The following is a 19,336-nucleotide window of genomic DNA, read 5'->3' on the forward strand; positions in this document are numbered from 1 at the left end:
CGTTAAGCATTATTGATTTCTCTCCGCCGCAAGATTAACCATAAAAAATAGGGGCCGCCTAATAGACTGGTGATCAGCCCTACCGGAATTTCTGCCGGTGAAGCCAGGGTTCTGGCCAGCGTATCGGCAATTAGCAACAGACAGGCACCGCCTAGTACCGAACCGGGCAGTAGCCAGCGATGATCGACGCCAAGTTGAAGGCGAATCAGATGAGGGATAACCAGACCAATAAAACCGATAGCGCCGCTCATGGCAACGCAGGTAGCAATCAACAGGGCGCTAAGCAGTAATAAGCGTTGTTTTACCGATTCGACGTTTACGCCCAGATAATGGGCTTCTTCATCCCCCAACTGCAATAAGTTCAACAGGCGAGACAGACGAAGGCTAATGACTATCGCTGGAATAATCAGCGAACTGGCAATTGCCAGCGTTGACCATTGAGCGCGACCCAGACTTCCCATACTCCACAGAGAAAACTGCCTGAGCTGCTGATCGTCGCTGATATAGCTCAGTACACCAATCGCAGCACCTGCCAGCGCGTTTAAGGCAATACCGGCCAGTAATAAACGGTTTAGATTACCGTGGCCGGTTCGGCTTAACGCATACAGCAACACACAAACTGCAATGCTGCCAACAAAAGCGGCGACGGTATGTCCATAAAGCACCAGAATACCCGGTAACGGGAGTGGGAATAGAATAGCCACCGCGACGCACAGCGCTGCTCCGGTGCTGATGCCCAGTAATCCGGGGTCAGCTAATGGATTACGAAACAGCCCTTGCATAATGGCGCCGGAAACAGCCAGTGCCGCACCAATCAGCACTGCCAGCAAGACTCTGGGAAGTCTGATATTCAGCCAAATATTCCAGTGCCCTGCTTCAAGGGATTGGCTTATCAGCCTATAAAATGACAGTTTCACCGGCCCGATATTGGCTGCGCACAGGGTCAGTATGATTAACAGTACCAACATTGCCGTCAGCCAATAACGTGGTGAAATACGCGGGTTCATCAGGGATGTTCCATAGCTTTATGCAGCTCGGCAATGGCTGATGGTGTTTTCAGGCTGAAACCCAACAGTGCCAGGTCATCTATCACCAGCAAGCGCTTGTTTTTCCCTGCCGGTGTTTGATTGAGGCCGGGTAGCTGCCAGATGCCCTCTTCCCCACCCAATGAGGCATAGCCCGCGGTGGTTATCAGCAATAAATCCGGTGCAGCGGCGATAATGCCTTCCTGAGACAGCGGCCGATATTTTTTGAACCCCTGCATAGCATTGGAGCCACCGGCGATAGTAATAATGGCATCGGCAGCGGTATGTTGTCCGGCGGCCATCGGGGTTGCTCCACTGTAGTTCATGACAAACAACACCTTGGTGGTGAGCTTGCTTTTATCCAGTGATGCCAACTGCTGCTGGTAGTCAGCAATCAGTTTCTCTCCCTGTTGCTGTTGACCCAAAGCTTCGGCGACCGCGCTGATTTTATGGGTGACATTATCAAGGGTTGGCGCCCCCGGAATACTGATAACCTTTACCCCACTGTTTTTCACCTGCTCCAATGCTAGTGCGGGCAGTGACTGATCGCTGGCCAGCACCAACGTGGGTTTTAGTGACAGAATCCCCTCCGCATTAAGCTGGCGCATATAACCAATATCCGGTAACGATTGGGCTTGCGGTGGATAAGTACTGGTGGCATCGCGGCCCACCAGCTGTGATTCGGCACCCAGCGCATACACGATTTCGGTCACATCACCGCCGATGCTTACAATACGTTGATTGTTAGCCTGAGCAGAGAGAGAAAGCAGCGCAAAGAGGGCGATTAGCCCTCGATAGAAGTGTGATTTCATGCGAATACCATTTGCTGTTGAAGAATGGTTTCAATTTGATCGCGCCATTTTTGCTGTTCCGGTTGGCCTTCCTGACGTTGACCATACAGTTGAGCAATTTGGGTGCCATCTGCGGCAAACAGCTCGAGGCTAGTAACAAAACCCTCTTTGGTTGGCTTACGGGTCACCCAGCTTTCAACAATATCCCGCTCAATTAAATGCATAACAAACTGTTTATTAAAGATGTTAATCCATTCTTCATGAGGCGTGACCCGCTCGATTTTACCGGTAAATATTTGCACGCAGCCGCGATTCCCGATAAATACCATAATGTCGTTGGCATCGTTTTTCGCCATTTGTAGAATTTGCCGCAGCGCTTGATTATCAACACGCTGGGCCAGATCGCCATCAACAGCCTGAAAAGCCTGTTGACGAGTAATGCCGTGTTTCTGCAACAGATGAAAGAACTGATGAACGTCGGTCATGGCGCGCCATTCGCTATCAATCGTCTGGCTATCCACTTTCAGCTCTTTATCGGCGGCGGGTTCAGGTGGGGTTATCGCCAGTTCGGGGTTATCCTGCTGAATAAAGGCCTCAATGACTTTTTGCCAAGCACCCATATCGGTATTTTCGGTGGTATAGACCTTATGCAACGCATCACCATAGCCATCGAAAAATTGAATGCTGTGGCGGGTACCGCGCTTACCCTCTTCCGTGAGACAGAAGGCAGACTGCCACTGATTCAGGAACAGACGTAGATCCAAAGCATAAGGGTTGAGAACCAGTCCGGCATGGCCGCTTAAGTGTTGGTTGGTGTAGCGACCAACCTGCTCATGTACCGCGTATTCATTGCGGGTGATGGATTTGGTTTCACCGACGTTTTCCAGCGCCGCTAGCAGGCCGCGGATATCGTTGGTTAGTCGCGTGGCATCATGGCCTACGCGCGCATGAATGAGTTCAGCTTCACTGATTGTCAGTAGCTTGGCTAAATCTCTGGCGTACTTTTCCGGATGCTGTTGTTTAGCCTGTAAATAAGCCTGATATAAAGAAGTTGTCATGATTGAATTCCCATGTAAATAAACCCGCTGTTATTCAAACAGCGGGAGATTGATTAAAACTGGTAACTGGCAAACAGTTTCACATTGCGGCCATCCTGTAATACGCCGTTTGGTGCGTAGTACTCTTTATCAAAAGCATTGGCGATCACCACACTGGTGGTTAGCTTGTCTTTGAGAATCTCCGGTTTATAGCTGATATAGAAATCATGGGTGGCGTAGCCGCTTTGTGGGGTGGGCGTGTCATTGATGCTGTTGGCGAATATGCCCATCCAGCCAACGGAGGCTTTAGTATTGGCTAGCGGTACATTCAGACGAGTTGATACCGTATCCGGGTTAACGGTAGATAACCACTCGCCAGTATCTTGGTTTTTACCGCTGGTGCGGTTGTAGGCTACGTTGAGATCGAAATAGGTATTTTGATAGTCCATCATCACATCCCAACCCCAAATTTTGGCGTGTGGAATATTCACAGAGGTGGTTTCACAAGGGGAGCAAATTACGCCAACACCGGGGCGATAACCTACTTTCATATTTACCGCAGTTGAAATGTAGTCATCGGCTTTGGTACCGAAATAGCTGGCTTTAAACTTCAGGTCATCATCCGCCAGCAGCACATTATCGAAGCGCAGACCAAAGCCCACCTCCTGAGTAGCATTGGTTTCCGGTTTTAAATTCGGGTTGGGTTTCCAGTAGTTATTCATTTTCGGCCCCATGCTGAAATGCAGGGAGTCGTTGTACATTTCGCCCATCGTTGGAGCGCGGAAGGCTTCCGCATAGGAAGCAAACAGGCTTAGCCATTCGGTCGGAAAGACGGATAGCGCCACTTTTGGTGACCATTGGTTGGCATTGATATTATCGTAGCCGCTGCTTTCCGCTTTATAGTTGTCATAGCGAATCGCGCCGATCAGTGAAATTGGCAGATCGCGCAGGGTCATTTCATCCTGTAGCCAGCCGGAAGCAAAACGAATCTCTGCATCAGGGAAGCTGGTGGTCGCGCCGTTTGGAACCTGTTTTTGTTTATAGGTTTCTGCGCCATAGGTTAGTTGGCTGGGAATGATGCTGTTTTGCAACAGACGTGAACGGTTATCAACTTTGATACCTTCGGTTTTCTGTTTCCTTTTTTCGCGCTGGTAGCCCTGTGGCGTTGAATCAATATTGGTTTCAGAGTAATAAACTTGCGTAGTGGCATTTAACCAGTCCATCCCCTCTGGATTCAGGTTATACACTAACTGGGCGTCTTTACTTTCTGTGCTGCGATTGGTCATCACATCGGTTTTGGTATTGCTTGGCTTAAGGCTTTGCGGATTCTTGGGTTCTCTGGCGTCGTTGTTGTAATAGCGTAGATTAGCCATTAGCGACTGAGCATCACTGATAGACCATTTTCCTTTGGCTAAAAAAGAGCCGATTTGTTCATCATTTGGTGCCGTTTCACCATTACTTAAGCGTAGATTGCCCTTATCGCGGAAGTTTGCCGAGAACAAGCCATCTAAATTATCGGTACGGCCAAAGGTGGTGAGACCCATGGCTTGACTATGATCGAGGGTAGCACCGGAAGTAAACAGCCTGACGCCGCCCGTTTCACCATGACGCAGCAGGTCTTTGGCATCGACGGTTTCAAATGAAACCACCCCACCTAACGCACCACTGCCATAAAGCTGCGCCGAGGGGCCTCGTACCACTTCAACTCGCTTAATTAAGGCAGGATCGAGGAAAATTCCGTTTAGGTGACCGGTATCCGTTCCCTGTCTGACACCGTCTACCAACATTAATACGCCGCGTTTATCATAGCCGCGCATATTGATATCTTGCCCATTACTGCGGGAGGTACCGGTAATGGTAATACCTGGAATCGAGCGGATAAGATCAGCGGCACTATTAGCCGCCAGATTTTCTGGCGCATTGGCATCGACCACGGTCACCATCATGGGGGCTTCAAAGGCGTTACGATCGTTACCGGTGGCGGTTACGGTCATCACTTCGTTGGTGATGGGTGGTGTTTCGGCTTCTGCATTTGCCAGTAAAGGCAAAGCGTAGGCCAGAGCGATAGTTAAAGATGAAAGGCGAAGCATACTGCAACTCTCCATAAATGTTATGGGTGAAAGTTGCTGGCTGCCTTGACTGCTAGAAGGAGTCTGGGTGGCTGGCTAAATGGTTAAAAAATTACTTGGTTAAAATTAATTTACCGGTTTTGGTAATGCGTAATTGATATTGCTGCCCCTGATGCTGAATCAGTAGGATGCCTGATTTCCCTAATAGTTGCTGACTGTTAATCAGTGGTAGGGAAGAAACAGTATCAGCCTGTTTGTAGGGTTCTGGTTGCTTGTCGGGTATTGGTGTATTCATGATATCCACTTAGCAAATGATAACTAATCTTGTTTGATAATAATTATCATTTAAAAAGTTGAGTTCAACAAGCGTTAATTTATGAGGTGAGTAATGTTAGTTAAATGTTGTATTTTTTGTGTGGATAAATGTGGGCTAGCTGATAGCGGATAAATCATGATGCAGTGTGATGAATCAACGGAATATGATCGCATATTTGAAGCCTATATAACTAAATGGAATATAACAGCGGTTTATATTATTTCACTTTGTTTTTTAACTGGTCTTAACTAGCTGCTATTAAACACTAATTTAATAACAATAATTCAGGATGGCGGCGATGAAACTCACATTAAAACAGAGCGTACTTTCATTTACTTTACTGGCTGGTATCGCGGGTATGGCTTCTGTTGCCCACGCCGATCAGCTGGATGATATTAAAAAAGCGGGTGTCGTGAATATCGCTGTGTTCGACAGTAATCCGCCATTTGGTTATGTCGATCCGCAAACCAAGAAAATCGTCGGTTATGATGTTGATATTGCTAATGCTATAGGTAAAGCGTTAGGAGTGAAGGTTGAACTGCGTGCGACTAATCCTGCTAACCGTATTCCTCTACTTTCCTCTAAGAAAGTTGATTTGATTGCCGCTAACTTCACCATTACCCCACAGCGCGCCAAAGAAGTCGACTTCAGCGTGCCCTACTTTGCTACCGGTCAAAAGTTTATTGCCCGTAAAGGCGTACTGAAACAGCCAGATGATATTGCTAAGCTGCGTATTGGTGCCGATAAAGGCACGGTTCAGGAAATTACTCTGCGGGACAATTATCCAACGGCAAAAGTGATTTCCTATGATGATACCCCGGTCGCCTTCACCGCTCTACGTAACGGTAATGTGCAGGCGATTACTCAAGATGATGCCAAATTGGTCGGTCTGTTGGCTAACCTGCCTGATGCGGTGAAAGCCGATTTTGAAATATCGCCGTTTAGTATTACTAAAGAGTATCAGGGCGTGGGTATCACCAAAGGTGAAACCCGCTTGGTTGACGCGGTGAATAAGGTTCTGCTGGATTTGGAAAAAGATGGTCAGGCAGTGAAGATTTACGATCGCTGGTTTGGACCAGCGACTAAATCGGCAATGCCGCGGGGTGAGTTTAAGTTTGGGGCCGTGGAGCCAGACCCAGCCAAAGGTTAAATTGGTATTGGATTAATAAAGTATTTTGTAATAAAAACCGGGGTACATTTTTGGATGTACTCCGGTTTAGTTTCAGGGGAAAGTTTCGGCCATGAAAAGTGTCGTGTTTGTCTCAGCATTAGTGCACGGCCGAGCAGGGGCATTAGGGCGAATGCCCCTGCACCCGGCGCCTTCCGCACGGGAATTCAGGTCGCTTAGGCGACTTCCCGCCACTTCCAATAAGGCTTAACGCACCAGCATAGAGCCGTTCCCGACGTCGCTATGCTTCTCGCCGCATCCATGCGGCTCGTGCTGCCTTATTGGAAGCGTCGGCTGAATTCAAGTGCTCCTTTGGAAGGTCAAGGGCTGGAGATCTTCGCTATTTGTTGGTTGTTATGGTCATTAACGGTTTTATAAAAATTAAAATTTAAGCTGGCTAGAATGCTCAAACAAAAATTAACAGAATTATTATTAGAACCCCGATATCTCGGCTGGTTATGGGATGGTTTTTTGCTCACTCTGGGGCTGTCTGCGGTTTCAATTGTGGCTGCGACGCTGCTGGGCATGGTGGTTGCCGGAGCCAGAGACAGTAAGTTGGCGGTATTGCGTTTACCGGTGATTGCCTATTGTTCTCTGTTTCGTAATACGCCGCTGCTGGTGCAGCTGTTCTTTTGGTATTTCGGCGTTGGTAAGCTATTGCCTGAAGGGGTAATTCCTTGGTTAAACACCTCGCATGAAGTTACGCTGTTTGACGTCACTTTGGCGTGGCCATCTTTCGAATTTATCTCGGCTGTTTTTGGACTTACCGTGTATTTTTCGGCATTTATTGCTGAAGAGATTCGCGCCGGTATTCAAGGGGTAAAAACCGGGCAGAAGTATGCCGCTTTGGCGCTTGGGTTGAGCGGCTGGCAGTCGATGCGTTATGTGGTGTTGCCTCAGGCTTTGAAGATCGCTTTTCCTCCGCTGTTGGGTCAATACATGAATATTGTAAAAAGTACCTCACTGGCGATGGCGATCGGCGTGGCTGAGCTTTCGTATGCTTCCCGGCAGGTTGAAACAGAAACCCTGCGGGCGTTTCAGGCATTTGGGGTAGCGACGGTGATGTATATTGTCACTATTGCCCTGATGGAAGCGTGGGGGATGTGGTATGAGCATCGTTTATTAGCGAAGGAGCGGCATTAATATGGACTTCACGGTAATTTACGACAATTTGGATTATATGCTGTGGGGCGCTTATCCGGACGGCCCGATTGGTGGTGCCGCGTTAACGCTGATTATCAGCCTGATTGCCGGTGTTATTTCTGCCATTCTGGGCGTGATTTTGGGCGTGGCCTTGGCAATGTTCCGCGGCTGGTTTGGTGGCTTGATTGCCGCTATTCTCGGCTTTTTCCGCGCAATTCCGGTCATTATGTTGATTTTCTGGGCTTACTTTATGTTGCCTATGCTGTTTGGCATTGATATTCCGGCGATTACCTCGGTGATTTGTGCCCTGGCATTGATCTCGGCGGCTTATTTGGCGCATGGGGTAAAGGCGGGAATTATTGCTATCGGCGCTGGTCAGTGGCAGGCGGGCATGTCATTAGGGTTTAACCGCTGGCAGGTATTGGGATATATCGTATTGCCGCAGGCATTACGGATGATGGTGCCTTCGTTTATTAACCAGTGGATTTCACTGATTAAAGATACTTCACTGGCCTATGTGGTTGGCGTTGGTGAACTGACTTTTCTGGCTACTCAGGTGAATAATCGCAGTATGGTTTATCCGACCGAAGTCTTCCTGTTTATTGCGCTGGTCTATTTTATCTTCTGCTTATTGCTGGATGTGGTTGCCAATCTGGTGAGTAAGCGCTACTCATCCATTGAACCTAAGGCCAAAAGACGGTTATTTAGCTGGTTGTTTAAATCGCCTGCTGGAATCAGTCGGGTTTAATTATAGCCTAGCCTTCGATGCGATTTTATATCGCCGAAGGCTAAGGGCACTGTCCTATTTACTTGTTATGCCAGTAGGCTACGGCGCGTAGCAATTGGCTATCGATAGCATCATTCTCAAACAGCTGACTCAGAGCGCTAACGGTTTTTCCTTCGCCGGTAATCCAGATAAAGTAATCCTGTGGCGGTACATTTAGCGTTTTAAGGTAGTCAGTCATCTTTTTCCGATCGTCACCAATAACCCATTGAAGATTAAAGCCGCTAAGGTGGGAAAGATAATCTTTATACGCTTCATCTTTGATGTTGATAAGCGCCGTCACCTGAACCGGGCTGGCAAGGTTTTTCAACTCTTCCAAACGACGGCGTAGCGCCGGCATGCCGGATTCATCACACACATAAAGCTGCCAGGCGTAGTCTGGTGGCACGACAAGTGAACCGCGAGGTCCGCCAATGGTGAGTTTATCGCCGGGGCGAGCTTGGGCCGCCCAATCGCTGGCAACCCCATTTTCATGAAGATAGAAGTCAATAATCAGTTGATGATGTTGCTGGTCAAAAATCGGTGTGTAATCACGAGAAGGCGGTTGGATATTGTCTTGCCAAACGATGCCTTCTTCGGTGATCTCGGGTGGCGTAAATGCAGAACCGACCTTGGGGAAGAACAGCTTTATATGGTCATCAAAACCTTGGGATTGAAAGCCTTCAAGGTCTGAGCCACCAAAGATAATACGCTGGAAGCCGGTTGAAATTTGTTCGGTACTTAATACGCTAAGCGTGCGAAAACGTAATTCATTACGGACGCGTTGTGGGTATTTAGGCTGAGATTTATTTTCGGTCATTTTTATCATCTGTTTATCATTTATGGATTGTCATCGGGCAAGCGGCCTGAGAAATTTATTATATGGGGGCGATAACCAACGGTTTAATGATGTCGCTATTCCCGTTTGGGGTTTGGGTATAGTGGCAGTGGATAACGGGAATATCTTAAATGAGAATGGTTACTATTTCTATAAAAATAGAACGGTATTGATACTCTCCGCACATTTAGTCACTATTTATTCCGGTTTTTGGCTAAAAACCAGTAGGAATAGATAGCGTTAAACAGCACAACAAGTGCGGTCGCGATAAAAACTGCACGAAAGCCAATACTGGCTGCCACGCTGGAGCCCAGCATAGGGCCGCTGACGTTGCCTATATCGCGGAAAGATTGGTTATAGCTAAATATTCGTCCGGCAACCTGATTGCTACAGTTATAAATTAACAGAGTTTGTACCGCAGGTAACAGCGCGCCGTCGGCGATGCCCAACAGGAAACGTAGTCCGGCTAACTGCCATGGGTTTTGTACAAACGCCATTGGAATAAGCACCAGAATAGAAAATATCAGCATGGCAATTAGAATGCGTTCCGGTCCAATGCGATCCCCTAATTTTCCCAACCTTGGCGCACTGAGCAACGCAGCAAAGCCAGGAACAGAAGCGATAAAACCGCTGATGAATGCCAAATTTTCGATATTGTTGGATATCTCACGTACGTATAGGGTCAGAATCGGGGCAATAGAGCCGGTAGCAACCTGAATAATCATGGTGGTCACAAACAAGCCAAGTACCAGTCTGGGCTTGGTCAATGAGGCAAACACTTGTCGGCCGCTCAACATATCTTTTTTGTGAACGCGGGTAAATTGCTCTTTTACGGCATACAGCGTGAGGAGAAAGCAGATAAACAGCATGCTGGCGGTAATAAAAAATACCGGGCGCAGTCCATAGCGATCGGCGAGAAAGCCGCCGATTAATGGCCCTAACAGCGCTCCGCTGACGCTACCGGTTGATAATGTGCCGAGAGCCCATCCGCTACGGTTACGCGGTACCTGAGTCGCTATCAGCGCATTCGCATTAGGAACAAAGCCACCAAGTAGACCCAACAGCGCTCGTAATCCGAGAAACTGCCAGATATTTTGGGCTAATCCCATCAGCACCATCACAATAGCCATACCTAACGCAGAACGTAGCAGCATTAACTTACGGCCACGGCGATCTGCCAGACCTCCCCAAAAAGGAGATGCCAGCGCCGAAAACAGAAACGTAATGCTAAATACTAATCCCGACCACAGATTGAGCTCGCGATGCCCGGTTACGCCCAGTTGCTCTACATACAAAGGTAAAAAAGGCATGACCAGACTAAAAGCGGCTCCGGTCAGAAAGCATCCGACCCACACGATAAACAGGTTTCGTTGCCAATTTATGGCGGGACTTTGAGTGGTGGCTTCTGCTGGCATGGTGAACCTGTATATGGGCACATTATAGATATTTTTAGCGTGCCACGATTATTGTCTGTTTGAAAGCCGTGTTTTGTTGAAAAAATGATAAATCAAGTTAAAGCGGATAAATACTTCAGAATCAAAATGTAAATATTGTGATGGAAGTTGTTGTATAAATTTTAATGCATTGTTGGTTGATGGGGTGGGTAATAGCCTTTAACTTATTTATTAATTATATTGTTTTTTATTGCTAATCAGTTGGGTTTCATTGTGTTGTTTTTTGTGTAGGGGTTGTTTTTTATATTTATATTGATGGTTTTTTGTCATTAAATATATTTATTTTTTTATAAAAGATATTTTTTGTGTTATTTTTATTGTCTTATTGAGTTTTTTAAATGGAATTTTTTGTTTTGTTATTAATAAATAATATATATGGATGTTATAAAAGAGTTTTATCTTGTCTAAACGTTAGCATTGGTTTATCTGCAACAATACTGTGTGGCCATGCTTTTGCCACCCCGTTGTTTGATGATGGTACGGTAGAGGGTGATGTTTATGGCGGAATATCCGACATAACGCAGATTAGCGATGACAAAATGGAAGGAACGTCTGGCTTTAATACCTCAGTGCTTAATCAGGTTAATATTCATAGTGAAACTGTTGGCGTTAATCAAAGCAGTATTATTGTAGACAGTAGCAATAATTCAATAGCTGGTAATGTTTATGGTGGTTATGCGGTAATTTTGGGAAGAAGTGGTAATGCGACCGCTGCTGATACCGATGGCAGCGGCAGTCCCAGAGATCGCTCTGCGTACGCTTATACCCACAGCACTGTTCAGGGTGACAATTCAACGGTAGAAGCCAATAACAATGTTGTCAGTATTGCTCAAACGGTTGCTGTGGGGGGAAGTGTTTATGGCGGACGTGGTAACTATATTGCCCAGTCAGGTAATGCAGTGGCAGGCAGCATTACCGGTAATATCAATTATGATATTGATTACGGTAGTTCCGGTGGTTATACCGCTATTCAGGCTTGGGGAGATAAGGTAAGGGTTAACGGTAATGCTGTTAACATTGCACAGCTGGTTTCTGTTAGTGGTGATGTGTATGGTGGCCAGGCTAGTTATGTTGCCCAATCTGGTAAAGCAACGAGTGGTCATGTTGGTGCCCTTGCCCCTGATACTAACTCTTGGTCTGCTATCTTTAGCAGTTCCAATTTATTAGAGGCCAGCAATAATACGATTAATATCGGGCCGTATTCCGTTGTTAACGGTGATATCTATGGTGGGCAGGCGAGTCAGTTTGTTCAGTCAGGTGACGCGATGGGCGGGAATGCTTCGACTACCGATAGTTATTTTCCCCTTGTAAGTGCTTCCGCTATAACCAGTCTGAGAACTGGAGAGACAGAAATAAAGGCCAGTAATAACGTTGTCGAGATGTCGTCAACGGGTGGTAAAGTTTATGGCGGTAAGGCCAGTCTTGTTGCACGGGCAGGTAATGCTGGGGGTGGGAACGTTAATGTTGTTTCTACTATGTCTAGCATTTCGGCAGAGGCAAGTGCTGGTGTTAATGCCGATTTTGTCACTATAGAGGCTAACAGTAATGTTGTTGAATTGTCACAACAAGCTTCTGCGCAAGGCGGCGTTTATGGTGGTTATGCTGGGTTGGTTGTTGCTGCGGGAAAAGCCGAAGGTGGAAATGCGACGACTCCTGTGGATACTACGAGTACGCCTTCTCTGTATGGAGAGGCGAATATTGAAGCCTCCAATAGCACCATTTTGGCCAATAATAATTCTGTGATATTAAATGGTTTGCTGAAAGATGGGAGTGTTTATGGTGGCTACGCTGAGCTGACCGCAGTTGGGGGAACAGCAATCAGTGGCTCAACGACTGCTGTTCCAAATGCGGAGAAATTGCCTGAGTCAAGCGCGGAGATTGATGTATCCAATAGTAAAGTTGTGGCTAATAACAATACCGTGACGTTAAATGGGACTGTGGCAAATGGGTCGATTTATGGCGGTTATGTCAGATTTGACCTGACTCAGGGAACTGCAATAAATGCTGATAATACCGCCGGGCACAACGGCGTTAATCCTACTAATACACAGGTACAGGCCATAAACAATACGGTTAATATTGGTGATGTGGCACAAATCAGCGGTACTATTACGTCGCTTTATGGGGGATATTTGCAGAGCACCGGTTATTTTCCGCAAAATTATGATGTGTTTACCGGCAATACTCTGAACTTCTCGGCCCAGCCAGTTAAGGTTAATAACCTTGGCAACTTTGAACATTACAACTTTACCTTATTACCTTCCCTTGCTAACCAACCGGAAGCCCTGATTACGGCTAATAATATTAGTTTAGGAGCTAACCTTGCTAATATCAGTGATGGAACGACAACGCCGTCGAAGGCAACAGTGGTTGGCATCCATTCAGGTAAGGTTTTAAAGGCCGGTGATGAGTTTGTTCTGATGAAAGCAATGAACGACTTTACGGGTAAGGGGCAAGGTATTGATTCTACTGGTGTTGCTCAACAGGGTATTTCCCTGCTGTATGATGTCCACACGTGGGTGGATGATTCAAATAAAGAGGTGAAAGCCACTATTTTGGGTGATCCAGATAATGGCTCAGATGAAAATTCGGGTGCTCTACCTTCAAAGCCGGAGGATGACTCGGCAGCGACGGTAAACCCACAGCTTAAAGCGTTGCCGATGGCCTATCTTTATAGCTCTACTCTGGTTAATCGCGGTGGAGATATCGTAGCTTATGATACCTATCGTACAATCCGTGAGCAGAATAAAGGTGCTTGGGGAAAGGTTCCTTTTGTGATCGCTTCTGGCAATCATCTTCGTTATAACGTTGGTTCGAATATCAAAGCGAATGAATATCTTTTAAGCAGTGGATTAAGCTATACCACCGATGATGGTGTGACTACCGCAGCATTTATTGAGGGAGGCTGGGGTCGTTATGACAGTTATACCCGTTTTGATAATGCCGATAATGTGCACGCTGATGGTTCCAGTAAGTATTATGGCATTGGCCTTTTAGCTCGATATGACTTACCTAAAGGTGCTTATTTAGAGGGAAGCGCTCGGATAGGGAGAACTCAGACTGAGTTTAGTACCAAAGATATTGTCAATCGTGCGACAGGTCAGTTTGCGCACTACAATATTAAATCGAACTATTTAGCGGGACATATAGCTGAAGGCTATATGATGTCGATAAGTAAACGTAATAGCTTGGATCTGTCTATAAAATATCTGTTCTCAAGAATTAGTAGTCGGGATGTCACGGTTGCTGGAGATCCGTTCCACTTTAGCGCCATTAACTCACATAGAGTCAGGTTGAATGCCGAATTTAAACATCAGTATAGTAGCGCTCTGATGTTGATGTCGGGTTTAGGCTATGAGAATGAGTTTATCGGGCGGGCGAAATCGACAACATACGGCGTTTACAATATTGATGCCCCAGATATGGAAGGCGGGACGGGAATTGGCTTTTTCGGGATAACGGCCAGACCCATATCCGATCAAAACCTTTCCCTGGATGTTAAAGTTAACGGTTATACCGGTAAACGAGAAGGTATTGGTGGGCTTTTCAGGATTAATTACGCTTTTTAAACGCTTAGCCAAGAACGAATAACATTCATGATAAGTGATGACCCCGGGCAGATGATATCTTTCCGGGGTTATATATTTCGTGGATTAATTGTTTTTATTATCTTGTGCCTTTATTTTAAGACTGATAAATCTCCCAGCCCCTCGCTTTCCACAACGCGGGAAGCTGTTCCATGCTATGGAACGTCGTGACCAGTGGATGATCGATGGGTTGGTTGTGTCGGTCGGCGCAGTAATAAAACACCGGAATACCGGCTGCAATGCCGGCATGAGCACCGGCGACGGAGTCTTCAACCAGAATACATCTTTCCAGAGGAACCGACAGTTTATCGCTGGCGAACTGCAACAGGGCAGGATCTGGCTTCCAACGCTGAATATCAAAGGCGCTATACAGGCGATCGCCGAAGAAATCGATTAGCTTGGTTAATCCTAGCGAATGCTGCATTTTACTCACGGGGCCGTTGGATACTACCGCCATTGGCACGGTAATACCTTCCAGCAGCGGTCTGATACCTTCAATTGGTTTCAGGCTGAGCTCAAACAGACGCGCCATATCCTGACGGTACTCTTTTTCCAGCTTATCATCAGGCTGATCGAGACCGTAGGTTGCTCTGACCTCGGCAAAAACCTTGTACAGATTGGTTCCCTTAAACCGTTTAATACACTCTTCAGTAGAGAGTGGAATCCCATAACTCATAAAAACGTTAGAGAAAGATTCACAACATAAAATCTCGCTGTCGACCAGAGTGCCGTCGCTGTCAAACAGCACACATTCAACCGGTTGCATAATTCATTCCTTTACGGTGATCGGCATGGTTCATACCACATGGTAATAACCATACTAAAATAGTGTTTCAAAAAACAGCAGATGTTGGTTTTGTTGACGATCATTGTTTAGCTTTAATCAAGGTAATGAACGATAGTTCACTGATGTTATTATTTGTGTCCTGTATTTTTGCCTATCTCTGGTCACAATATTTTCAGTGGAGATTGTTGGAAGGTATTATGCGGCGGCGTTGTTCTGCGAGATGAAAGGCTAAGTCTGATTCGTTAACTTGATGGCTATTCTGGCGAAAATTCAAACTTCACAATAAAAACTGAAATAAACCATGTAATCGTTTGCGTATTTTGGTATATGTAGCGGCTTAGTTTTTATTATTCATCTTTTTTCCGGACATCAAAATGAACAACCCCGTTTCTGGTCCTGCTAATGGGCAGGGTCTACTTGAGCGCGTGTTTCAACTGAACCAACATGGCACGACGGTACGAACCGAGATAGTCGCTGGTTTTACCACCTTTTTAACCATGGTTTATATCGTTTTTGTTAACCCGCAGATTTTAGGGGTAGCAGGAATGGATACCGAAGCTGTGTTTGTGACCACTTGTTTGGTGGCGGCGTTTGGTAGCATTTTTATGGGCGTGCTGGCGAATTTGCCGGTGGCGCTGGCTCCGGCTATGGGGCTGAATGCCTTCTTTGCCTTTGTGGTGGTCGGTGCGATGGGGCATCCGTGGCAGGTGGCGATGGGAGCGATCTTCTGGGGCTCCGTTGGTTTCTTACTGTTAACGCTGTTCCGCGTTCGTTACTGGATGATATCCAGTATTCCGATTAGCCTGCGAGTGGGGATAACCAGCGGTATCGGTCTGTTTATCGGTATGATGGGCCTGAAGAACGCCGGTATTATTGTCCCTAACCCGGATACGCTTGTAGCTATTGGTAACCTGACTTCACTGAATGTAGCGTTAGGCGTTTTAGGCTTCTTTATCATTGCGGTGTTAGCGGCTAAAAATATTCATGCGGCGGTACTGATTTCTATCATTGTCACCACCAGTATTGGTCTTATCGTTGGTGATGTTACCTATCAGGGCGTATTTTCTGCACCACCAAGTATCGCCAGCATTGTTGGTCAGGTAGATGTAAAAGGCGCATTGGATATCGGTTTGGCCGGCATTATTTTCTCCTTTATGTTGATCAACCTGTTTGACTCATCCGGTACCTTAATTGCAGTAACGGATAAAGCCGGCTTGGCGGATGAAAACGGTAAATTCCCTCGGATGAAACAGGCATTGTTGGTCGACAGTATCACCTCGACTGCCGGTGCTTATTTAGGTACGTCTTCAATCTCTACCTATATCGAAAGCTCCTCCGGTGTTTCCGTTGGTGGTAGAACCGGTTTAACGGCAGTAGTTGTCGGCCTGTTATTCCTGCTGGTTATCTTTTTGTCACCATTAGCTAAGATGGTTCAACCTTATGCGGTGGCCGGTGCGCTGATTTATGTTGGTGTGTTGATGACCTCCAGCCTGTCGCGGGTAAAATGGAACGATCTGACGGAAGCTACGCCAGCGTTTATCACTGCGGTAATGATGCCGTTTACCTTCTCTATTACCGAGGGTATCGCTCTTGGCTTTATTTCTTATTGTGTAATGAAAGCTGGAGCAGGTCGTTGGAGAGAAATCAGCCCTTGCGTACTGATTGTTGCACTACTGTTCTTAATTAAAATTGTCTTTATCGATCATTAATCCCCTCTGATGGGATTTAATGAAAGCTTAATATAATAAAAGCCCATGTTAGGAATAACATGGGGCTTTACGTTGTAGCAGGAGATTAGTCAACCGTTGGTGGATTAATCAACGCGTTTTTTATGGCTAACATATAGGGTCGGGTAAATTGAACGACGAATGAATCGTGCGGCTGCCAACTGCCATCTTCTTGTTTAATCACCGGCATATTCATGTCAATTTTGATCCCGCTGGCTTTATAGTTACGAGGATTTCTGCCGTATGACAAGTGAAACGTTACTGGGCATGTATAGTGTGTATCCTTCACTTGTTGGCATTCGTCGTTAATGTTTATACCAGAGATTCTTGGAGTCAGTGGGCTAAATGATGGAGACCTTTCGATAAGTATTTTATCTAATTGCTCTACTCCGGTTATAAAGGCTTTCTTGAGGCCGGTTTCCTGCTGATTTAACGCATAATAGCGAGCGTTTTGCTCTTTTACTTTTTGAGCAATCTCATTTTTACCGTTATTGATGCGGGTGGAAAACTCTCCGTCATCCGTCGGTTGGATTTGATAGGTCACTTCACCAATGATATCCGCAGCAATGTCCCGGTTTCTATCGGCTCTATAGATTACCGTTGCTTTACAGCTGCGGATAAGTGAATCATCATTAAAACTGGTTTGCTCAGCCGACGTTAATGAAGAGAAGCTATAGTTAATCGGTGCCGCAATGAGGCGGTTTTCGTTTTGATTGCGGGCTGCTGTTGGTGTATCAGAGTAAGTGGCGGCAAAGCCCTGAGTGACTTGCTGCTGAATCTCTTCATCATCGCATAGTGGTGTTTCATCTGGAGCGAAAAACCAACAAATAGCGGCTACAATAATACCCATCCAAATAAGTTTCTTTATACACCCACCGCCTGTTGGCGCTGTGGCTGCTGGTTCTTCGTTCTGCCGGATGCTCTGATTATTCTCCGTAGGCTTGTCACGTCGCTTTCTTTTCTTACTCGGTTCAGCCCTAACTGGCTGGGCTTTGATGACATTTTGCTGTTCTAACCATGTCAGTAACTCATCGTTATTTTCAAATCGAATATCTGGATTAGCTTCCAGTACCTTTTCTGCTTTTCTGTGCACTTTGCTACTAATGACGCCAGCAGCGTAGAGCTCTAAGAGCATTTCATAGGCGTCGGATTCTTCATCCGTTAATAAGGCGGCATTATCTGACTGGGTCGATTTAGCCGTGTCTTTAGCCGAGTCTTCTTCTGGCGTAAATTCATCTGGCTCGAATAATCCCCAGGTGACATCTTCCGATGGCCATTCAATAATATCTTTAGCGGTGTTTTTTGGCTCAGCCGGGTTCTCGTCGATGTTTTCCTCATCGTCTTCCTGCTCAAGCCGTTGTTCAATCGCTTCTTCAGCAACAGTCTCAGGTTCAGATGGTTGCTCAATGACTTCTTCAGCAACAGTTTCAGGTGCAGATGGCTGTTCAATGACTTCTTCAACAACAGTCTCAGGTTCAGATGGCTGTTCAATGACTTCTTCAACAACAGTCTCAGGTTCAGATGGCTGTTCAATGACTTCTTCAGCAACAGTCTCAGGTGCAGATAGCTGTTCAATCACTTCTTCAACAACAGTCTCAGGCTCAGAGGGTTGTTCGATAACCTGTTCAGCTACGGCCTCCGGTTCAGAGGGTTGCTTAATAACCTCTTCAACCAACGCTGGGGCTTCAGTAACCGGACGTTCACTGATAATCCGGTTTTCCAGCAGCCAATCGATAGCGTCATCTTGAGTATTAAAAGAGATATTAGAGATAAACTGCAGATAGAGTTTGGCTCGACTCAACTGGTCTTCAGTTATGATTTTTTGTTCACACAGATGGGTGAGTAGTTCAGTTTTTTGTGCGTTATCTGACATCCTGCTGGTGGCTCCCTGTTCTTTTGTTATTTTTTAACGTCCACTGAATTGAGATAATTCCGGTAAATCTGCGGGTATAAGTTGTTCGGTTTTTTGGTCAATTTTCCAATAATGAATCTGGGCGATATTTTGCTCACTGGCAATGGCCCAGGCAATATCGTCATATCGGCTGGTGAAACCGACTAACTCCGGTTGGAAGTCGGCAGAGACTTGCTTTTGTTGGGGATGAATACGGATTTGCTTCATCTGCCAGACGCCTTTAGCGGAGAGTTTCAGCACCGATTCACGCAGAGTCCAGAGTTGCCAGAAGCCATCGGCCTGACAGGATTCAGGCAAACTGAGCAACCATTGATATTCATCTGCGCTAAAGCTATATGCTGCCAGTGCCAGCAATTTTTTTCTTGGGCGGATATGCTCTACGTCCAGGCCAATACGACCGCCCTGTGCCAGTGCCACCATAATGTATTCCCCACTATGGCTGATATTAAAGTCCAACCGTGCAGCGGAGATAAATGATGGGCGGCCATTATCGGAGATCGTGATGTCTGGTAGTTGTGCCCAGCCGAGCTGATTAAATATCAACTCGGCCAGCAGCCAGCGTCCGCTAAGAAACTGTTGACGGCGCTTGGGATTAAACTGTTCACTCTGCTGCTGTATGGTCATCGGAATCCGCGACAGATCTCCTGGCAACCACTCTGTCGAGGGTAGGCGGAGGGTGGCGATAGCAATGTCAGAAAGCAAAGTTGGCTTTACCATAT

15 protein-coding genes are annotated in these 19,336 nt (G+C 46.4%); 5 read left to right on the plus strand and 10 right to left on the minus strand.

Annotated elements, in window-relative coordinates; all coding sequences use genetic code 11:
• Positions 1-2: 2 nt before the first annotated feature.
• The 5 genes from EL341_RS17245 to hemP form a co-directional block, all read right to left on the minus strand.
• Positions 3-1,007, minus strand: coding sequence for a FecCD family ABC transporter permease (locus tag EL341_RS17245; RefSeq protein ID WP_126468203.1), 1,005 nt, complete (start codon positions 1,005-1,007; stop codon positions 3-5).
• Positions 1,007-1,837, minus strand: a complete 831-nt coding sequence (locus tag EL341_RS17250) for a heme/hemin ABC transporter substrate-binding protein (protein WP_126468204.1) — start codon at positions 1,835-1,837, stop codon at positions 1,007-1,009. Before EL341_RS17250 ends, EL341_RS17245 begins: the two co-directional genes overlap by 1 nt.
• Entirely contained in the window at positions 1,834-2,874 is a 1,041-nt protein-coding gene (locus EL341_RS17255) for a hemin-degrading factor (RefSeq protein WP_126468205.1), read from the minus strand. The genes EL341_RS17250 and EL341_RS17255 overlap by 4 nt, the downstream gene beginning before the upstream one ends.
• Before the next feature lie 53 nt (positions 2,875-2,927).
• Positions 2,928-4,943: a TonB-dependent hemoglobin/transferrin/lactoferrin family receptor gene (locus EL341_RS17260; protein ID WP_408634866.1), complete on the minus strand. Its 2,016-nt coding sequence runs from the start codon at positions 4,941-4,943 to the stop codon at positions 2,928-2,930.
• Positions 4,944-5,034: 91 nt separating this feature from the next.
• Complete coding sequence (hemP, locus tag EL341_RS17265; RefSeq protein WP_047779432.1) at positions 5,035-5,217, minus strand: hemin uptake protein HemP; 183 nt, start codon at positions 5,215-5,217, stop codon at positions 5,035-5,037.
• 319 nt (positions 5,218-5,536) lie between these two features.
• Between hemP and EL341_RS17270 the strand changes: the two genes are divergently transcribed.
• The 3 genes from EL341_RS17270 (at position 5,537) to EL341_RS17280 (ending at position 8,297) form a co-directional block, all read left to right on the plus strand.
• The gene (locus EL341_RS17270) at positions 5,537-6,388 is read left to right on the plus strand and encodes an ABC transporter substrate-binding protein (protein ID WP_074824525.1); all 852 of its coding nucleotides are present in this window, start codon (positions 5,537-5,539) and stop codon (positions 6,386-6,388) included.
• A 420-nt stretch (positions 6,389-6,808) separates the two neighbouring features.
• Positions 6,809-7,549: an amino acid ABC transporter permease gene (locus EL341_RS17275; protein ID WP_074824522.1), complete on the plus strand. Its 741-nt coding sequence runs from the start codon at positions 6,809-6,811 to the stop codon at positions 7,547-7,549.
• Between the two features lies 1 nt (position 7,550).
• The gene (locus EL341_RS17280) at positions 7,551-8,297 is read left to right on the plus strand and encodes an amino acid ABC transporter permease (RefSeq protein WP_074824519.1); all 747 of its coding nucleotides are present in this window, start codon (positions 7,551-7,553) and stop codon (positions 8,295-8,297) included.
• A gap of 58 nt (positions 8,298-8,355) precedes the next feature.
• Here EL341_RS17280 and EL341_RS17285 read toward each other — a convergent pair whose 3' ends face one another.
• Both EL341_RS17285 and mdtG read right to left on the minus strand, forming a co-directional pair.
• Positions 8,356-9,132 carry a siderophore-interacting protein gene (locus tag EL341_RS17285; RefSeq protein ID WP_074824537.1) on the minus strand — a complete coding sequence of 259 codons (777 nt, stop codon included), beginning with the start codon at positions 9,130-9,132 and terminating at the stop codon, positions 8,356-8,358.
• A 212-nt stretch (positions 9,133-9,344) separates the two neighbouring features.
• Positions 9,345-10,565: a multidrug efflux MFS transporter MdtG gene (gene mdtG / locus EL341_RS17290; protein WP_074824516.1), complete on the minus strand. Its 1,221-nt coding sequence runs from the start codon at positions 10,563-10,565 to the stop codon at positions 9,345-9,347.
• Positions 10,566-10,957: 392 nt separating this feature from the next.
• Here mdtG and EL341_RS17295 point away from each other — a divergent pair, with 392 nt between their 5' ends.
• Complete coding sequence (locus tag EL341_RS17295; RefSeq protein WP_126468207.1) at positions 10,958-14,173, plus strand: autotransporter outer membrane beta-barrel domain-containing protein; 3,216 nt, start codon at positions 10,958-10,960, stop codon at positions 14,171-14,173.
• 115 nt (positions 14,174-14,288) lie between these two features.
• Here the strand turns inward: EL341_RS17295 and yieH are convergent, their stop codons facing one another.
• A complete protein-coding gene (gene yieH / locus EL341_RS17300; RefSeq protein WP_074824510.1) occupies positions 14,289-14,957 on the minus strand; it encodes a 6-phosphogluconate phosphatase in 669 nt (222 codons plus the stop codon).
• A gap of 395 nt (positions 14,958-15,352) precedes the next feature.
• On the opposite strand from yieH, the gene EL341_RS17305 reads away from it, so the two are divergent.
• Entirely contained in the window at positions 15,353-16,687 is a 1,335-nt protein-coding gene (locus tag EL341_RS17305; protein ID WP_047779439.1) for an NCS2 family permease, read from the plus strand.
• Positions 16,688-16,772: 85 nt separating this feature from the next.
• Here EL341_RS17305 and EL341_RS17310 read toward each other — a convergent pair whose 3' ends face one another.
• Together EL341_RS17310 and EL341_RS17315 are read right to left on the minus strand one after the other, a co-directional pair.
• Entirely contained in the window at positions 16,773-18,578 is a 1,806-nt protein-coding gene (locus EL341_RS17310; RefSeq protein WP_074824507.1) for a hypothetical protein, read from the minus strand.
• Between the two features lie 33 nt (positions 18,579-18,611).
• Positions 18,612-19,334, minus strand: a complete 723-nt coding sequence (locus EL341_RS17315) for a 4'-phosphopantetheinyl transferase family protein (protein ID WP_083399706.1) — start codon at positions 19,332-19,334, stop codon at positions 18,612-18,614.
• Positions 19,335-19,336 lie beyond the last annotated feature (2 nt).

It is taken from the genome of Pragia fontium (assembly GCF_900638655.1).
In the GTDB taxonomy this organism is placed as follows: domain Bacteria; phylum Pseudomonadota; class Gammaproteobacteria; order Enterobacterales; family Enterobacteriaceae; genus Pragia; species Pragia fontium.